Raw genomic sequence first — 16,058 nt, forward strand, 5'->3', positions numbered from 1 at the left:
TCAGACAACTCAAGTATAAACCGTTTACATTCTTGTTGACAATGCCGATTCAAATAATTAGAACCTTCTCTGTATTCCGCCAATCCGGCAAAAAAGCCGCGGCCCCTCTGGCAGCGGCTCCTAAGCGCGCGGATGATACTGTTTGTACACGTCCTTCAGCCTTGTTTTCGTCACATGCGTATAAATTTGCGTCGTGGAAATATCGGCATGTCCGAGCATCTCCTGCACGGCGCGCAGATCCGCGCCGTTTTCGAGCAGGTGCGTTGCAAAAGAGTGCCGAAGCGTGTGCGGTGTCAGCTCTTTTTTAATCCCCGCTTCAAGTGCGATTTTTTTCAGGTTTTTCCAAAAACCTTGACGGCTGATCTGCCTGCCGTGATGATTCAGAAAAAGCGCTTCGGTTACGTTTTTCTTTAATAATTTCCCTCTGGCTTTTTCAATGTATGCTTCTATCGCATGAGAAGCGGCTTCACCAATCGGCACAATCCGCTCTTTCCGCCCTTTTCCGAAGCAGCGGATAAATCCCATCGTCAAATGGACGTCGGATAATTTCAGCTCGATCATCTCGCTGACCCTGATGCCGGTCGCGTACAGCAGTTCAAGCATGGCTTTATCCCTGAGACCGAACGGGCTGTCAAGCTTAGGCGTGTCCAATAATCGCTCAACTTCGTGAAGCGCCAATACTTTCGGAAGCGTCCGCTCTGTTTTTTGTGTTTCAATATGTACCGAAGGATCTTTATCCGCGGCTTTTTCCCTTAACAGAAATTGATGAAAAGACCGGATTGACGCCAAATGCCTCGCAGACGTCTTGCCGGATTTCCCGGAGTCCTTTATATGCTTTAAATATTGAATAATATGAAGACGGGTCACATCATTCCATGAAGTGATCTGAAGGCTTTCAGTTAAGAAGAGAGAATAACTTTTCAGATCACGCTCATAGGACATCATCGTATTTTGGGACAGCCCTCTTTCAACCCTCACATAATGGATGAAATCCTTAATTTGATCCTTCACTCTTGATCTACTCCCCGTTTTGGTAAAAAAAGATCAATCGGCCGAACCAGCCGTCTTTCTCCTCATGTTCCGTTTTGGCCACTTTGACGGCGGAGCCTTCCGGTTTATCGTACCGATGATAGTTTTCATACTCTGAATTCACCCATATCATAGCATAATAGAACAGCGCGGTAAAACCTGTGAACAGAATAAACACTTTGATCGTATCCGCGGCTGTTTTTAGGAATCTGCCCATCTTTCGATCGACCCTTTCTTTTGGCGGCTGTTAGTACACCTTATGCCAATTTCAAAGGCTTTTATACATAAAAACAGCAAAAAACCCTTTCCTGGCAGAAAAGGTTCGTAGGCTTTTACTCTGTTTCATCCCCGCGGCAGCGGTGGCAGATTCCGTGAAAAGTCAATCTATGATCTTTAATTTTAAATTTCCAATCACGTTCAATCACTTCTTCAACGTCTTCAAGCAGATCTTCTTCAATTTCATCGACGGCTCCGCACTCCATGCACACCAAATGGTGATGAAAGTGAGCCGCGCCTTCTTTGCGAAGGTCGTAGCGGGATACGCCGTCCCCGAAGTTAATTTTATCAACGACTTTTAATTCTGTTAATAATTCTAATGTACGGTATACTGTAGCGAGACCAATTTCAGGAGATTTCTCTTTTACGAGGAGGTATACATCTTCTGCGCTTAAATGGTCTTCTTCGTTTTCAAGCAGCACTCTTACCGTTGCTTCCCGCTGTGGCGTAAGCTTGTAGCTTGACGAGTGCAGCTGCTTTTTAATTCGATCAATACGGTTTTCCATGTCTTTCCCTCCTACGCCGCATTCCATGACTCATTATAACAAAATACGCGCAGAGTTCCAACTATAATTATTATAAACTGATAAATAAAAGTATTATTTTGTGATAATCATTCTAAAATATGCGTGATGACAGCTTTTCCATAAACAGCGGAGACACGTACGCCTCGAGCAGCGAGGCGATGACCGAGAAGAAAACGATGAGAATCAGCACGAAGGCGTAGCGTCCGAACCATTGGATCGGCGCGTCATGAAGGCTGCGTTTGACAAACAGCTGCCGGATCAGTTTCAGTGAAAAAGCGATGGAGCATGTCCCCATGATAAGATATGCCGGAATGAGAACGATGTTTTGCGGCAGAACCGAAATAAAAGACAGGAAAAACCCGTTCATCCCCATTTGATTCACTAAAAAACCGACCGTGAAGCCGACGACGATTCCTTTCAAAAACACCATAATGAAAATAACCGGAAGACCGATCACGGAAATACCGAGAATCCACATCAGCCCCAAATATTTTACATCATGAAAGACGGCCTGCCAAAACATTTCTGAAGCGCCGGCATGTTTTCCGTCAGACAGCTGTCCGAAAAACTTGCTTAAATAGTAATACAAATCTTCTTTCTGCGTGATGGTCATGCTGTTGACGATGATCGCCCCGAAAATGACCCCCATCAAAAACAAGACGAACACAAATATATAAAGTGACAGATGATCCTTTACATGGCGAAAAAACAGTTCTTTGTACGATTGTTTTCTCATACCGCTTTCCTCCCGCTAATCTATTGACTTGATTTAGTAGATTGTATGAAAGAAAAGAGAAAACATGACAGAGAAATCATAGAAAGGCGCGAGATTCGGGCATAAAAAAAGAACCCCCGTCATCACTCCGGTGATCATAGGGGTTCCTTTTTTTATGCTTTATTCTTTCAAGCCTGTCTTTTTTGGTTTTCGTCACTCTTTCATGGGTGCTGAAAGACGGCGCCGTCCCCCTTGACAGGACTGCGTCACGCATCCCGTTTCTTTTGAGATGCTCCCGCATTTTTTTCGTTTTGCTCTTCGCCATGTGCCAATCGCTCCTTTTTCCCTTTTCTTTATCATAACAAAAAAATCCAGATGTGTTCATGAATACGGCTCATGTTTCGACCGGTAAGCGCGCAGAGACGTTTTCGCAGATGAATAGCTCCCCATTGCGGCGTATCCGTAAAAAAACCCCATAAAAATCCCCGCATACACGTGTTCATGGTGACCGAAAACGATAGACACAACATTTCCGGCAGCAAGGGCAATCGTGGGAACGAATATGCCCGGAACCCGGCAGAACACTTTGATCAGCTGTGTGACGCATAAGACGACCGGCACGCCGATCACAGCATCCCAAATATTTGTATGGATCAGCGGAAAATAATCCACATCGACACCTCTTTATTCCGTCTTTTGCTATCGTTAGCCTGCCTAAGAATTCCGCTTCCTATTCATGATAAAAAAACAGCACCGGCACATGTCCGGTACTGTAAGAGTTGTTTATTTTCCTGCCGCGGCCCGTTCTACGGCTGCTGATACGGCCTGATGCACGTCCGCATCCAAAGGCTGAGGCACGAGATCGCCGTGTTTTGTGCAAGAGGCGATGGCTTCTGCGGCCGCCACAAGCATTTCATGGTCGATTTTCTTGCTTTTGGCGTTCAGCGCGCCGCGGAAAATCCCCGGGAAGCCGAGAACATTATTGACCGAACGGCCGTCAGCTGCATAAGCGGCTCCGGCTTGTAATGCCTCTTCCGGTTCAATCTCCGGCTTCGGATTAGATAAGGCCAGAATGACATGTCCTTTTCTGACATCCTCTTTTTTAATGAGACCCGGAACTCCTGTGGTGCTGATCACAATGTCACACGTGTCCATTAATTCTTTGATGCTTCCAAGCGGCTGACCTCCGTACTGAGCGAGGCGGTTCATTGCGTCTTCTGACTTGTCCGTTCCGCAGACCGCTTTGACTCCGTATGCCATAAACATGCGGCAGATGGCGACGCCTGCCGCGCCGAGACCGATCTGACCGACCTTCGCTTCTTTTAAATCAAGACCGGCGCTTTTACAAGCGGAAATGGCGGCGGCGAGCGTGACGACCGCCGTGCCGTGCTGGTCATCGTGCATAACCGGAATGTCCAGTTCTTCTTTAAGGCGGTCTTCAATGTCAAAGCAGTGGGGCGAACCGATATCTTCAAGCAGAATTCCGCTGAACCCCGGAGAAATATGTTTTACCGTGCGAATGATTTCTTCCGGATCAGAGGTATCGAGCAAAATCGGAATTCCGCTGATACCCGCCAGCTGGTCAAAAAGCGCGGCTTTTCCTTCCATTACGGGCATTCCGGCGACAGAGCCGATATTGCCGAGGCCGAGAATCGCCGTGCCGTCGGTGACAATGGCGACAGAATTGCTGATTGTCGTATAGATGGACGCTTTTTCTGGCTCGTTTTCAATCAGTCTGCACACATCGGCGACACCCGGCGTATAAACACGGCCAAGCTCAGCCAATGTCCGGATCGGCATTTTGCTTTTCATCTGAATTTTGCCGCCTTCATGAGCAGAGAGCACTTCATCTGAGACTGTATGAAGCCGGATGCCTTCACCGAGAGCTTCAATGGCTTGAATGATTTCCTGCAGCTGCTCTTCATTTTCAGCCTGCACCGTAATGTTGCGCATTGTGTAGTTCGGGCCGACTTTAACGGTTTCAACTTCCCCGATATCTCCGCCCATCACTCCGATGGCGGTTGCCACTTTTCCGAGATTTCCGGGAACAGTCGGCGTTTCAATCATTAACGTCCGAATCATATGCTTTGTAATCATGAAATGAACCTCCTAACCCAATTTTTGAGATTGCAAGGATTTTTCTTTCGTGTACCAAATGAATTTCCCCGTGTATCCGTACAATATTGCCAGTCCGATAGATACAAAACTGAGCCACATGAACGGCAGATAAGAAAATGTGGATACGCCGAGAATGCCGGCCATATAGATGCCGTTATCAGACCACGGCACCATCCCTGAAGTAAGCGTGCCGCCCACCTCTGCGTTCCGGGATAAAACTCTTCTGTCAAGTTTCAGTTTATCATAACTGTTCTCCATGATTTTCGGCGTCAGAATCAATGACACGTACATCGCACAGCCGAAAATGTTTCCTAAAAGGGCGACGATCAATGTCGAAAGCGTTACATTTCCCGGTGTGGTCAGCTTTTTCTCAAAAGTTGAGACAATCACTTTTAATACGCCGAGCTTCTCAAGAATTCCTCCAAAACCGAGACCGAACAGGATAACGACTAACGTATCCAGCATACCGGTAATGCCTCCGCGGTTTAACAGGCCGTTTAAAAATTCGACGTCCGTTTTAATAGAAAAACCATTATAAGCAGTCGCGATGGCACTGGCAAAATTCATTCCCTGAAAGACGGAAGCCCAGATTGCGCCAAGCAAAGCACCGATGATAATAACGGGCATAGACGGCTTTTTCAAAATCAGAAGGACAACGACGACAACAGCCGGAATGAGCATCCATATATGAATGTCAAACGTTTTCTGCAATGAAGATTTTAAAAATTCTACTTTGTCGAGATCAATATTTTTTCCGCCGTATATAAATCCCGTTACGGTAAATAGAATGGCCGTAATAATATAGGACGGAATTGACAGATACATCATCGCTCTGACGTGTGACAGCACATCCACCTTAGAAAGCGTGGAGGCAAGCACCGTACTGTCAGACAGCGGTGAAAGCTTGTCTCCGAAGTAAGCGCCGGACAAAACGGCTCCCGCTACGATCGGAAGCGGTATACCCATTCCCTCTCCGATGGCAATCATGGCGATTCCCGCGGTTCCCACGGTTCCCCACGACGTTCCGGTCGCAACGGACATAACGGAACAAATAACCAGTGTAGCCAGAAGGAAAACATGAGGATTAATAAACTCTAAACCATAATAAATTAACGTCGGCACAACGCCGCCGGCAATCCATGTCCCGATGAGCGCACCGACCGAAACGAGAATCAATACCGCCTCAAGACCGTTTGATATCCCGGTGACAATCGAAGCCTGCAAGTCTTTATATGAATATCCCAGCCTGACTCCGAGAATAATAGCGAAAAACCAGGATATTAATAGAGCTAGCTGGATCGGCAGGTCTAAAAACACTGTGAACGATAAGACAAGTGCTAAAAACCCGAATAATAAGATAATAATTTCCAATAAATTTGGCAATCTGGCCTCTTTCACAAGAAAATCCCCCTAGAAGAAAAAAGCTAAAACGCTTTCATCAAATGATATAACAAATTATACTATACTGCCTCATCCCTTTGTATGGCAACCGCCTATTCACTAAAAAACGTGAAAAGGCGGCTGTTGTTGCTTTAAAATTTATTTTTCTAATAGATCTTTTCCGGCAATTCCCGGTTTTGTCATTTCATACGGATTCAAAATGATATCCAATTCTTCTTCTGTCAGTACATCATTTTGAAGGCAAAGATCTCTTACAGATTGCCCCGTCATGATTGCTTCACGGGCAATTCGCGCAGCCGCTTCATACCCGAGGTGCGGATTGACCGCTGTAATGACGCCGACGCTTTTTTCCACGTATTGCTTCAGACGTTTTTCGTTGGCTTCAATTCCCGCCAGACAATGATCGGTAAATGAACGGAACCCGTTATTCATGATGCTGATGGATTGAAGCAGGTTAAATACGAGTACCGGCTCCATTACGTTAAGCTCCAGCTGGCCCGCTTCTGAAGCGAGGCAGATCGTATTGTCATTCCCGATGACCTGGAAGGCGATTTGGTTGATCAGCTCTGCCATTACAGGGTTGACTTTCCCAGGCATAATGGATGATCCCGGCTGACGGGCGGGCAGTGAAATTTCCGCAAGTCCCGCGCGCGGACCTGAAGCCATTAAGCGCAGATCGTTGGCGATTTTCGACATGTTCATCATGCATACTTTCAACGCGGCTGAAACTTCCGTATACGCATCAGTGTTTTGTGTGGCGTCAACCAAATGGCCGGCGCCGACAAGCGGCAGTCCGCTGATGTCAGCCAGGTGCTTCACAACCTGTTCTATGTAGCGCGGGTCGGCGTTAAGCCCCGTACCTACGGCCGTTGCCCCCATGTTTACTTCATACAGATGCTGGCGGGATTGTTTAATTCGCTTTATGTCACGCTCAAGCACGCGGCTGTATGCTTCAAATTCCTGTCCGAGACGGATCGGCACAGCGTCCTGAAGGTGTGTGCGCCCCATTTTAATGACAGAATCAAATTGTTTCGCTTTATCTTTAAAGACACTGAGCATATGCGCCATCGTATCAAGGAGCTTATCCAAAAGTTTCAAGGTTGAAATATGGATTGCCGTCGGGAACACGTCGTTCGTCGATTGTGACATGTTGACGTGTGTGTTCGGGCTGAGGTGAATGTATTCACCTTTTTTATGCCCCATGATTTCAAGAGCCCTGTTGCCGATTACTTCGTTGGCATTCATGTTCATGGACGTTCCGGCTCCCCCTTGGATCGGATCGACGATAAATTGGTCATGCCATTTTCCCTCAAGAATTTCATCTGCGGCCTGTACAATCGCATTTCCGATTCCTTCATACAGCCGTTTTACATCCATGTTGGCAAGCGCCGCCGCTTTTTTGACGATGGCGAGCGCATTAATCATTTCTTCGTGGATGCGGTATCCGGTAATCGGAAAGTTTTCTTTCGCGCGCAGCGTTTGTATTCCGTAATACACATCAGCTTCAATTTGTTTTTCTCCGAGGAAATCTTTTTCCTGACGATATTCTTTTTGCGCGTTTGTCATGCTAAAACCCTACTTTCTCTTTGTGGTAGTCATGTTTTTACAGTACAACGTCGTCTGCGATCGGTGTCTCCATAATGTTTTTGACTTCAGCCAAGTTGTGAGACTGGCCGAGCGCCCACATTAATTTCGGCACGATGGCTTCCGTGTTCATATTTCTGGAGCGGATAATGAGATCTTGATTGACTCTTCGGCCGACTTCATAGACGCTCATGTCCTCTCCTTCTTCAAGACATTGTGTCGTAATGACGACGACAATGCCGCTTTCAATCATTTCATTGACTTTGGCGAGAATGTCTCTTCCTTCAAACGGCACGCCGCCGCTGCCGTAGCTTTCAATGACGATTCCTTTGTACATGCCCTTTAATGCGTCAAACATTTCCGGTTTCAGCCCCGGGTGTAGCTTGAGCAGGCACACGTCCGTGCAAAGTGAAGTATTGACCGTAAAAGCATCGTCTTTTGGCATGTGCACTTGTTTGTTGTATTCAATTCCGTTTTCGGTAATAAACGCGATATACGGATAGTTAATGCTCTCAAATGCATCATAGCTTTTCGTTCTTAATTTAATGGCGCGTGTGCCTTGAATGACTCTGCCGTCAAATACGACGTATACGCCGCCCACCCCTTCACATGCGAAGCGGATCGCGTCCGTGATATTTTTTTTGGCATCGGTTTTTTGAAATGTAATCGGGATTTGCGAACCCGTAATGACGATCGGTTTATCAGCATGCTGAAGCATATAAGACAGTGCCGCTGATGTATAAGCCATTGTGTCTGTCCCGTGCGTAATGACGAACCCGTCATATGCGTCATATTTTTCTTTGACAGCATTTGCGATTTCGGCCCAGTATTCAGGCTGCATATTTGTGCTGTCGATGTTCATTAACGAATGGGTTTCCATCGTGTAATCGTTATCAAGTTTTGATACGTAGGTTAACAATTCGTCTGCTTTCACCCCGGGTGCAAGCCCGTTTTCTCCTTCGACTGAGGCGATTGTTCCTCCGGTTGTTAACAGCAATAATTTTTTCATACCCTGCACCTCTTCATCCATTTCTCAAGATGTGTTAAGCATTCGCTTTTCGCATACTTTTAATCAAATTATAGACAGACGAATGAAATTAATCAAGTGATTATTATTCAATTCGCGTACACTTTTGCATATCGATATGATATAATTTGCTCAAGTGAAAAGGAGCGGTTTTGAATATGAATTTAGATCGTTTAACTGAACTGAGAAAAAAGAAAAATTGGTCTCTTCAATATACGGCTGACCGTCTCGGCATCGCCAAAAGCACGTACGCCGGGTATGAATCAGGATACCGGCGTCCGTCATTCGAGGCGCTGGGCACGCTTGCCGATCTGTTTGACACGACGTGCGACGATTTACTCGGGCGCACTGAAAAAAAGGCGGAGCCGTTTGCCCAGACCATCGAATTAACAAACGCCGCACAAGGCCGCGGCACACTGACCGTTGACGGACAGCCGCTGAATCAGGATGAAATCATCGAATTGATTGCGTTTGTCCGCACGAAAAAGAAGGTGCAGGAGGAGCTCCGCTAAAATCCGGCTTTTACGGCTTGATTCTGCCGTACGTCCCTCCGCCCCCGGCCTCAAGGACGAGCTGCCCGGTGCGCGCTTTATGAATGACAGCCGCTATTTTAGGCTGGACGACACGCGCCAATTCCTCTTCTTGCGCCTGATGAAGAATCGCCATCTCCGTCCCGAAAGCCCGCTTCAGTTTGTCTAACGTTTTCGGCCCGACCCCCGGAATGAACTGCAGCGGGATCTGATGAATATACGGCGGCCGCGGCACGCGGCTTTTTTTCGGGCCGCTCAGTTCCTCCAGCCGTTCACTGACCCCTTTTGTCATTGTTTTCCCCCCGCACTCCGGACAGGCGGAAGCTCCTTTTTCAACCGGGCCGCCGCAGCGGTCGCAAGCCGTCCGGTAATACTTCCCGAGCTTCGGGTTCAGCCCGTAATTCGCCGTGATTTTTCTTCCGTCCTTCCCTTTTAAAGCCAGCGAAAATTCCGTGAAATTCGCTTCTTTAAGAAGCATTTCATTATATTCTCTGCCGATTTTTCCTAAGGAATGCGCATCAGAATTTGTTAAAAATGTATACGGATCAAGTTCTGTTACCCGCGAAGCCATGTCGGTGTCACAGCTTAACCCGAGTTCCGCCGCGTCAATGAGCGCCGGGTCGAAAACTTCTGTCAAAGAAGATATGACCCCTTTTCCGTACAGGCTTTTATGCGGGGTGAACATATGGGCGGGAATAAACAGCCCGCCCAATTGCTTTGTTTTCCTTTGAAGATTCAAACCGGTTTCATAAATACGCTGGGAGCTGAGATGGATATTTTTAAGCCTTTTTGCGAGCCACTCAGAAAACATCTTCATTTCGGCAAGAGACGGCATAAAGACGAGAACGTGAATCGGCCCGCGGCATGTGTGATCATAGATTTCAAGCTCACTGCCCAACAGAAGCGTCGTATTCCGATACCGGATGCCGCCTTCTTTCAGCTCACGGTATCTGCCTTCATCAATTCCGCGCTCGATTTCTTCTATGACTTCCGGGGAATGGCAGTCGATGATGCCCAATAGTTCAATTCCCTTCCCCTCACTGGCCTCTTCTAAAATCCGATGCAGCGTCAACGTTTTGGCCCCGGTGATTTTGACCGGTTTTCCCGTATAGGTGCGGCCGATATGAATATGCAGATCGGCATAGATGGTTTTCATCATTTTTCCTTCAGCGCTTCTTTCAGCTGGAGATACTGAATCGCGTACGCCGTTTTTGCGTCATACACCCTGCGGGATTCAATCAGCTTCACGGCCTCTTCAAGCGTGACCTGCATGACTTCGACAAATTCATCCTCATCCAGTTCGCGCTTTTCTTCCAGCGGCGAAAGCCCTTCCGCAAGAAAGAGATGCACGATTTCATCAGCAAACCCGGGTGATGTATAAAAAGCGGTGATTTTCGTCAAGGTTTCCGCCGTATATCCCGTTTCTTCCTCGAGCTCTCTTAACGCCGTATGTTCCGGCTCTTCTCCCTTTTCAAGCTTACCGGCCGGAATTTCAACGATTGTCCGTTCCAGCGGCTTTCTGAACTGGTTCACCAAAATGATTTTTCCTTCCTCGGTCACCGCAAGTACGGCCACCGCTCCCGGATGTTTGACGATTTCCCGCTTGCTTGTTTTTCCGTTCGGGAGCTCTACATCCTCTAAGTAAAGATCTATGACTTTCCCGTCATACAGCTTTTTTTTCGCAAGTGTTTTTTCTTCTAAATGTTTCATCATGTCATCTCCCGTTCTGTCTCTCTATTATGCCTCATATATTTTATCATACATGCATGAGAAGGAGGTGCTTTTCGATTGAAGGTGTATCGGAAGGATAAAAGTATCGTATTGGTCGGAAAGGCGTGGGAAGTGCGGGCTAAACTGAAAGAATACGGACGGACATTCCGCTATGTCGGAGATTGGATCACCGGGCCTTAACAGTTGAAAACTTCGCGCCTTTATATTACGGTCAATAAAAGACTATAAAAAGGAGCGAAACGATGAGAAAACGCACACTGGGACATTCTGATTTAGAAATAAGCGAAATCGGGCTCGGCTGTATGTCGCTGGGCACGGATAAAGCTGAAGCGCTGTCTATTTTGGATGAAGCGATCGAGCTTGGAATCAATTATTTAGATACCGCTGATCTTTATGATTTCGGCAGAAATGAGGAAATTGTCGGGGAGGCCGTCAAAAACCGCAGGCACGACATCATTTTAGCCACGAAAGCCGGAAACCGCTGGAATGATGATAAAGACGGCTGGCATTGGGACGCTTCCAAAGGATACATAAAAGAAGCGGTCAAAAACAGCCTGCGCCGGCTGAAAACGGACTATATCGACCTTTATCAGCTGCATGGCGGCACGATGGAAGATCATATTGACGAAACGATCGAAGCGTTTGAGGACTTAAAACAGGAAGGCGTCATCCGGTATTACGGCATTTCCTCGATTCGTCCGAATGTCATTAAAGAATATGTGAAAAAATCAAATATCACCAGCGTTATGATGCAATACAGCCTGCTGGACCGGCGTCCCGAGGAGTGGCTTCCCCTTTTAGAGGAGAACGGAATCAGCGTCGTCGCGAGAGGGCCTGTCGCTAAAGGGCTTCTTACGGAAAAACCGCTTGATCAAGCAGCCGCAAGCGTAAAAGAGAACGGCTATTTAACATATTCTTTTGCGGAACTGGAAGAAACTAAAAAAGCGATCAGCGCTGCCGCACCTGACTTGAGCATGACGGAGCTTTCCCTTCAATACTTACTGTCACAGCCGGCCGTCGCTTCTGTCATCACCGGAGCCAGCTCACTTGAGCAGCTGAGAGAAAACTGTTCGGCTGCAGAGGCCCGGCGTTTAAGCAGCCAGGAAATCAAAGCCCTGCAATACCATACAAAACGGGACGTATACGAAGCCCATCGTTCTTAAACAATAAAACCGGCACCTTTTCAGATGCCGGTTTATTTATATTTGTGCCAATCGAGACTGCTTTCGTTCAGCAGCTCTTCAAAGCTTTTATGTTTTTCTTTTTCTTTTCGTTTTCTGATTTGTTCCGCCTTTTGCTGCGCCTGTTTTTTCTCGTCTTCTTCCTTCAGCTCACTTTTCATTTGCAAAAGCCTGGCCTTCAGATCTTCCTCCAGATCGTCTTTTAAGCTGTGTTTTTCTTTAGGCAGCTGCTTTTTCATCATTACGCCCCCCGTATCTGAATATGGTGAGGCAAGTGTACCACGGAGCGCCGGAGGCCGGCAACGTTCACGGTCCTGAAAAGCCGGAGGGAGGATTTTTCATATTAAAGGAGGGCACCTGTGTGAAAAAATGGCTGGCGGTGTTCGGTTCGGCTTGCGCAGTCTTTTTGGCTGCCGGATTCGCTTTTACGAATCTGATTATGTTTATGAAGAAAAAGACGGATGAAGAAATCATGAAAAAAGAAACGGCGGACGGGCATGACAGATTTGATTCCTTCCAGGCCATGGAAAAAGAAGAGGCCGTCATCCTGTCACGCCACGGGTATGAGATCAAAGGCTTTTACGTCGCCCCGCATCATACGGCAAACTCCATGATTATTTGTCACGGCGTTACCGTAAATTCGTTCAATTCATTGAAATACATGGATTTATTTTTAGATTTAGGCTGGAATGTGCTCGTATATGACCACCGCGGGCACGGAAAAAGCGGCGGCAGAACGACGAGCTACGGCTATTTTGAAAAAGATGATTTGGAAGAAGCCGTGAATTGGGTGAGACACAAAACCGGAGACGTCGGTCAAATCGGCATACACGGCGAATCGATGGGAGCGGTGACGGCCTTATTATACGCGGGCGGGCATCAGGATGAAAACGGCGCTGATTTTTATATTGCGGACTGTCCGTTCGCAAGCTTTCGCGATCAGCTCGCCTACAGACTGAAGCGGGAGTTCCGGCTGCCTCCGTGGCCGCTTCTGCCTTTGGCTGATTTCTTTTTGCGGATGAGAGAAGGATACCGTATCCGTGATGTATCGCCTCTATCGGTTATCAGCCGAATCCGGCAGCCCGTGCTGTTTATTCACAGTAAGGAAGATGATTATATACCTTCCGCTTCTTCCGAATTGTTGCACCGCAGAAAACGCGGCCCTAAGATGCTCTATCTGGCCGAATCGGGCGGGCATGCCATGTCGTACACCAAAAATCCGGAGAGCTACCGTAAAGCCGTTCAAACCTTTTTAGATACCATGACGCAAACGTAAAAAAGCGAAAGAACGTATGCTGGTTCTTTCGCTTTCCCGTCATAAAACGTCGGTAATCCCGTCCATATTTTCTCCGATCCAGTCAATGGCGAGGTCGATTGTCGTAAACTCCTGCGCTTTGAAGGTCATCTCATCCTGAAGCAGCCAGACATCCTTCTGAACGGATTCAGCGCCTCCGATGGACCAGTGCAGCAGACTGTACGGGTGGTTGTTGTTCAGAAAGGATACCCACGTTTTATGCTGTGCCGTCTGTTTAATGGCTTTCAGCTTTTGATTCACTTTCCGTTTCTCCCTGCTTTACTAATATGCTCATTCTCGGGCTCAGCATCTCTGCCGGGCTTTTTAAGACGAGCGTTTTTGCCTTTTCATTGTAATCGATTGTCATTTCCTCGTCAAAAAACACTTTTTGTGAGGTCTGGATGTAAAGCGGAAGTCCGTTGGTTTCAATGGCTTCGCATTGTCCCGTTAATTCGTCCGCCAGCCAGATGGTCGGCACACCGCTCACCGCGCACCCGCAGCCTTCTGCGTCATAGCGGAGCTGCGCTTTTTTCCCCGGGTTGGCGTCCATCGCCTGCTGAAGTGTGTGTTTCGCCGCATCCGTCACATGTATTTGCATAGATGATCCTCCGTTTTTCATTTTCGCCATTGTAGCATACCGAGCCGCTGTATGCATTGTTTCTGCTTTCTTTACAGCAGCCCGCTCTCCCAGTCCTTTGCCTCTTGTTCAGCCGCCTTGATCCAGTCATTTTTCCCTTCACTATACTTTGCCATATCGTATGGGTATGTCTCAGCGAGGTGCCGTTTAAGTTCCATGTATTGAGCCGCTTTTTCAGGCTTTGCGGTGAGGTAATCCCGGAACAGCAGATGACGCTTCACGTCCGGATGGCCTGTTTCGTATATGTGGACGTGGTGTGTGCGCTTGCTGCCGCCTTTTTGAAAGAAACGCCGGCCCTCTATCCCGTTTTCCCCTTTCGCCTCATAGCCCAGTGCTTCCAGCTGCGGACTGAATCGGTCAGCGTCCGAAATATCTTTGACCTCCGCCAGTATATCGATGACGGGTTTGGCGGCCATCTGCGGGATGGAGGTGCTGCCGATGTGGCTGACAGAATGAAGTGCTGGGCCGAAGATTCGGATCAAGTCCGTCTTCTCTCTTTCAAACATTTCTTTCCATTCCGGCTTGTACGGAACAACTTCCGCTTTCCTCTTCGGATAAAGATGAAAAAACGAGAGGGTCAGCCCTTCCGGCGTCTCTATCTGTCCGGCTTCTGTGAACCCGGTTTTTAAATAGAGAGAGACTGCCGGAACGTTTTGGCTGGCGGTAGCCGCCTCTATTTTTTGGGCGTCCCGGTTTTGATCTATCACAAATTGAATAAGCGCCCGTCCGATTCCTTTCCGAAAGCCGGACGGGTGCACTGTCAGCCTGCATATGACAAGGTCATATCCCTTTTTTTCATACGAAATGACGCCTGCAAGCTGATCTTTTTCCTTGAAACCGGCAAACGTCTCCCGTGACCGCTGTATATCATCGGGTGTTTCATGCAGGGCGGGAATGCCGAAAAAGCCGATCAGCTCGGCTTCTTTTTGATAAGAGCAGCGCTGAACCGCCGCAATTTCCCGCGCGGTCTGTTCTTGTGTATGCTGTAAAAATGTAATCAATCTTCCGCCCCTTTTGACGCAAACATCCGCTGTGACTCCGTCTTCGTAATGCGGACCGCGTACGCTTCATACCAGGCGCTTTTTCCTTTTTGTTTTGCCGCCTGGTGGTCAGTATGATCTTTCCACCTTTTAATCGCCTCCAGGCTGTCCCAGTAGGAAACCGTGATGCCGCAGCCGTTTTCCTCCCGGACGCTTTCCGCGCCTAAAAAGCCCGGCTGTCCGCCTGCCAAATTCATCATGCGCTCTGCCGTATGTTCATATTCCTCATCATATTTTCCCTTTATTGATGAAAAAATGACCGCATAATAGGGCGGTTTGGGCGTGTCAGCTAAAAAACCCATATTCATCCCCCTCTACATATATTTCACAAACAGAATCCGGTCTTCTCCCGGACCGTCATAATTCGCAAAAACAGGGATTCCGTTTACGGTTTTGGTTCCTTTTTCAACTTCAAAGCCTAATTTTGTATGATAAGCGATTGATACTTTATTGACAGGCGCCGTCACGCAATTGACTTTTGTGCAGCCCCTTTTCTTCACCGTCTCCATAAATCGGTCGTAGAGCTGTTTTCCAATTTGCATTTTTCTGAAATCCGGATGCACACCCGAAAAATGAATGTAGGCTGTCTCAGGGTCTGATTGTGACTGAAAACCGATTAAAAAACCGGTCATCCCCTCCGGCCCGTACGTGATAAAGCTTGTGTCCTGAAAATGTTCAAAAAACAAGCGCGGCAGTTTGTCTTTCATCTGCCTGCCGCCCCACCATTCATTCAAAACAGACGTAACCATTTCATAGTCTTCAGAGGTAATTGTTCGAATATCCATTATCGATTGACTCTCCTTTTCGTCCGGCAAAATGAATGTCAGCTCTTCTCATTGGAATATAAAAAATTATATGTGGGTTGTTTGCAATTGTAAATGATTTCTTTTCAAGCAAACGAATCAGCACGTCTTCCAGCCGGGGAATGATTTACCAGTATAAACGTGATCATTGTTCGGGTACAATGA

The 16,058-nt window shown here is 47.4% G+C and carries 22 protein-coding genes; 4 read left to right on the forward strand and 18 right to left on the reverse strand.

Features of this window, described 5'->3' with window-relative positions:
* Nucleotides 1-120: 120 nt before the first annotated feature.
* From xerD to OTK50_RS06750, 10 genes are all read right to left on the reverse strand, one after another.
* Nucleotides 121-1,011, reverse strand: coding sequence for a site-specific tyrosine recombinase XerD (xerD, locus tag OTK50_RS06705; protein WP_130570840.1), 891 nt, complete (start codon nt 1,009-1,011; stop codon nt 121-123).
* Between the two features lie 7 nt (nt 1,012-1,018).
* The gene (locus OTK50_RS06710; RefSeq protein ID WP_003153331.1) at nt 1,019-1,246 is read right to left on the reverse strand and encodes a YqzK family protein; all 228 of its coding nucleotides are present in this window, start codon (nt 1,244-1,246) and stop codon (nt 1,019-1,021) included.
* A gap of 115 nt (nt 1,247-1,361) precedes the next feature.
* Complete coding sequence (gene fur, locus OTK50_RS06715) at nt 1,362-1,811, reverse strand: ferric iron uptake transcriptional regulator (protein WP_003153330.1); 450 nt, start codon at nt 1,809-1,811, stop codon at nt 1,362-1,364.
* A gap of 112 nt (nt 1,812-1,923) precedes the next feature.
* A complete protein-coding gene (gene spoIIM, locus OTK50_RS06720; RefSeq protein ID WP_007409404.1) occupies nt 1,924-2,568 on the reverse strand; it encodes a stage II sporulation protein M in 645 nt (214 codons plus the stop codon).
* Between the two features lie 76 nt (nt 2,569-2,644).
* Nucleotides 2,645-2,872 carry a hypothetical protein gene (locus OTK50_RS06725; protein WP_012117898.1) on the reverse strand — a complete coding sequence of 76 codons (228 nt, stop codon included), beginning with the start codon at nt 2,870-2,872 and terminating at the stop codon, nt 2,645-2,647.
* Between the two features lie 56 nt (nt 2,873-2,928).
* Nucleotides 2,929-3,219, reverse strand: a complete 291-nt coding sequence (locus tag OTK50_RS06730; RefSeq protein WP_003153325.1) for a hypothetical protein — start codon at nt 3,217-3,219, stop codon at nt 2,929-2,931.
* A 111-nt stretch (nt 3,220-3,330) separates the two neighbouring features.
* The gene (locus OTK50_RS06735) at nt 3,331-4,644 is read right to left on the reverse strand and encodes an NAD-dependent malic enzyme (protein WP_007409402.1); all 1,314 of its coding nucleotides are present in this window, start codon (nt 4,642-4,644) and stop codon (nt 3,331-3,333) included.
* Nucleotides 4,645-4,656: 12 nt separating this feature from the next.
* Nucleotides 4,657-6,063 (reverse strand): Na+/H+ antiporter NhaC, encoded by a 1,407-nt coding sequence (gene nhaC, locus OTK50_RS06740; protein WP_266121843.1) that lies wholly within the window; start codon nt 6,061-6,063, stop codon nt 4,657-4,659.
* 141 nt (nt 6,064-6,204) lie between these two features.
* Nucleotides 6,205-7,632, reverse strand: a complete 1,428-nt coding sequence (gene aspA / locus OTK50_RS06745) for an aspartate ammonia-lyase (protein ID WP_003153322.1) — start codon at nt 7,630-7,632, stop codon at nt 6,205-6,207.
* A 37-nt stretch (nt 7,633-7,669) separates the two neighbouring features.
* Nucleotides 7,670-8,659 (reverse strand): type I asparaginase, encoded by a 990-nt coding sequence (locus tag OTK50_RS06750; RefSeq protein WP_003153321.1) that lies wholly within the window; start codon nt 8,657-8,659, stop codon nt 7,670-7,672.
* Between the two features lie 176 nt (nt 8,660-8,835).
* Here OTK50_RS06750 and OTK50_RS06755 point away from each other — a divergent pair, with 176 nt between their 5' ends.
* Nucleotides 8,836-9,189, forward strand: a complete 354-nt coding sequence (locus OTK50_RS06755) for a helix-turn-helix domain-containing protein (RefSeq protein ID WP_007409399.1) — start codon at nt 8,836-8,838, stop codon at nt 9,187-9,189.
* Nucleotides 9,190-9,199: 10 nt separating this feature from the next.
* On the opposite strand, the gene OTK50_RS06760 is transcribed toward OTK50_RS06755, so the two are convergent.
* Both OTK50_RS06760 and OTK50_RS06765 read right to left on the reverse strand, forming a co-directional pair.
* Nucleotides 9,200-10,363: a TIGR00375 family protein gene (locus OTK50_RS06760; RefSeq protein WP_266121844.1), complete on the reverse strand. Its 1,164-nt coding sequence runs from the start codon at nt 10,361-10,363 to the stop codon at nt 9,200-9,202.
* Nucleotides 10,363-10,917: an NUDIX hydrolase gene (locus tag OTK50_RS06765; RefSeq protein ID WP_003153317.1), complete on the reverse strand. Its 555-nt coding sequence runs from the start codon at nt 10,915-10,917 to the stop codon at nt 10,363-10,365. The genes OTK50_RS06760 and OTK50_RS06765 overlap by 1 nt, the downstream gene beginning before the upstream one ends.
* Nucleotides 10,918-10,995: 78 nt before the next feature.
* Here OTK50_RS06765 and mciZ point away from each other — a divergent pair, with 78 nt between their 5' ends.
* Together mciZ and OTK50_RS06775 are read left to right on the forward strand one after the other, a co-directional pair.
* A complete protein-coding gene (mciZ, locus tag OTK50_RS06770; protein ID WP_003153315.1) occupies nt 10,996-11,118 on the forward strand; it encodes a Z-ring formation inhibitor MciZ in 123 nt (40 codons plus the stop codon).
* 62 nt (nt 11,119-11,180) lie between these two features.
* A complete protein-coding gene (locus OTK50_RS06775; RefSeq protein WP_156734839.1) occupies nt 11,181-12,101 on the forward strand; it encodes an aldo/keto reductase in 921 nt (306 codons plus the stop codon).
* 32 nt (nt 12,102-12,133) lie between these two features.
* On the opposite strand, the gene OTK50_RS06780 is transcribed toward OTK50_RS06775, so the two are convergent.
* A complete protein-coding gene (locus OTK50_RS06780; RefSeq protein WP_007409396.1) occupies nt 12,134-12,358 on the reverse strand; it encodes a YqkE family protein in 225 nt (74 codons plus the stop codon).
* 122 nt (nt 12,359-12,480) lie between these two features.
* Between OTK50_RS06780 and OTK50_RS06785 the strand changes: the two genes are divergently transcribed.
* Nucleotides 12,481-13,395 (forward strand): alpha/beta hydrolase, encoded by a 915-nt coding sequence (locus OTK50_RS06785; RefSeq protein WP_224223647.1) that lies wholly within the window; start codon nt 12,481-12,483, stop codon nt 13,393-13,395.
* Nucleotides 13,396-13,434: 39 nt separating this feature from the next.
* On the opposite strand, the gene OTK50_RS06790 is transcribed toward OTK50_RS06785, so the two are convergent.
* The 5 genes from OTK50_RS06790 to OTK50_RS06810 all read right to left on the reverse strand — a co-directional run bounded on the left by OTK50_RS06790 (nt 13,435) and on the right by OTK50_RS06810 (nt 15,875).
* On the reverse strand, nt 13,435-13,674 hold the full coding sequence (locus tag OTK50_RS06790) for a DUF2552 family protein (RefSeq protein WP_003153307.1): 240 nt from the start codon (nt 13,672-13,674) through the stop codon (nt 13,435-13,437).
* Entirely contained in the window at nt 13,649-14,011 is a 363-nt protein-coding gene (locus tag OTK50_RS06795) for an iron-sulfur cluster biosynthesis family protein (protein WP_014305346.1), read from the reverse strand. Before OTK50_RS06795 ends, OTK50_RS06790 begins: the two co-directional genes overlap by 26 nt.
* Before the next feature lie 71 nt (nt 14,012-14,082).
* A complete protein-coding gene (locus OTK50_RS06800) occupies nt 14,083-15,051 on the reverse strand; it encodes a GNAT family N-acetyltransferase (RefSeq protein ID WP_224223648.1) in 969 nt (322 codons plus the stop codon).
* Nucleotides 15,048-15,392 carry an antibiotic biosynthesis monooxygenase family protein gene (locus OTK50_RS06805; RefSeq protein ID WP_007409393.1) on the reverse strand — a complete coding sequence of 115 codons (345 nt, stop codon included), beginning with the start codon at nt 15,390-15,392 and terminating at the stop codon, nt 15,048-15,050. Before OTK50_RS06805 ends, OTK50_RS06800 begins: the two co-directional genes overlap by 4 nt.
* Nucleotides 15,393-15,404: 12 nt before the next feature.
* Nucleotides 15,405-15,875: a GNAT family N-acetyltransferase gene (locus OTK50_RS06810; RefSeq protein WP_003153297.1), complete on the reverse strand. Its 471-nt coding sequence runs from the start codon at nt 15,873-15,875 to the stop codon at nt 15,405-15,407.
* Nucleotides 15,876-16,058 lie beyond the last annotated feature (183 nt).

Source organism: Bacillus sp. NEAU-CP5 (assembly GCF_026420705.1).
Lineage (GTDB): Bacteria > Bacillota > Bacilli > Bacillales > Bacillaceae > Bacillus > Bacillus velezensis.

What these genes read in the sequence shown, in the direction of transcription:
- OTK50_RS06710 (WP_003153331.1), bottom strand. Translation starts at nt 1,246, where the DNA reads ATGGGCAGATTCCTAAAAACAGCCGCGGATACGATCAAAGTGTTTATT.
- fur (WP_003153330.1), bottom strand. Translation starts at nt 1,811, where the DNA reads ATGGAAAACCGTATTGATCGAATTAAAAAGCAGCTGCACTCGTCAAGC.
- spoIIM (WP_007409404.1), bottom strand. Translation starts at nt 2,568, where the DNA reads ATGAGAAAACAATCGTACAAAGAACTGTTTTTTCGCCATGTAAAGGAT.
- OTK50_RS06725 (WP_012117898.1), bottom strand. Translation starts at nt 2,872, where the DNA reads ATGGCGAAGAGCAAAACGAAAAAAATGCGGGAGCATCTCAAAAGAAAC.
- OTK50_RS06735 (WP_007409402.1), bottom strand. Translation starts at nt 4,644, where the DNA reads ATGATTACAAAGCATATGATTCGGACGTTAATGATTGAAACGCCGACT.
- aspA (WP_003153322.1), bottom strand. Translation starts at nt 7,632, where the DNA reads ATGACAAACGCGCAAAAAGAATATCGTCAGGAAAAAGATTTCCTCGGA.
- OTK50_RS06750 (WP_003153321.1), bottom strand. Translation starts at nt 8,659, where the DNA reads ATGAAAAAATTATTGCTGTTAACAACCGGAGGAACAATCGCCTCAGTC.
- OTK50_RS06755 (WP_007409399.1), top strand. Translation starts at nt 8,836, where the DNA reads ATGAATTTAGATCGTTTAACTGAACTGAGAAAAAAGAAAAATTGGTCT.
- OTK50_RS06760 (WP_266121844.1), bottom strand. Translation starts at nt 10,363, where the DNA reads ATGAAAACCATCTATGCCGATCTGCATATTCATATCGGCCGCACCTAT.
- OTK50_RS06765 (WP_003153317.1), bottom strand. Translation starts at nt 10,917, where the DNA reads ATGAAACATTTAGAAGAAAAAACACTTGCGAAAAAAAAGCTGTATGAC.
- OTK50_RS06775 (WP_156734839.1), top strand. Translation starts at nt 11,181, where the DNA reads ATGAGAAAACGCACACTGGGACATTCTGATTTAGAAATAAGCGAAATC.
- OTK50_RS06780 (WP_007409396.1), bottom strand. Translation starts at nt 12,358, where the DNA reads ATGAAAAAGCAGCTGCCTAAAGAAAAACACAGCTTAAAAGACGATCTG.
- OTK50_RS06795 (WP_014305346.1), bottom strand. Translation starts at nt 14,011, where the DNA reads ATGCAAATACATGTGACGGATGCGGCGAAACACACACTTCAGCAGGCG.
- OTK50_RS06805 (WP_007409393.1), bottom strand. Translation starts at nt 15,392, where the DNA reads ATGGGTTTTTTAGCTGACACGCCCAAACCGCCCTATTATGCGGTCATT.
- OTK50_RS06810 (WP_003153297.1), bottom strand. Translation starts at nt 15,875, where the DNA reads ATGGATATTCGAACAATTACCTCTGAAGACTATGAAATGGTTACGTCT.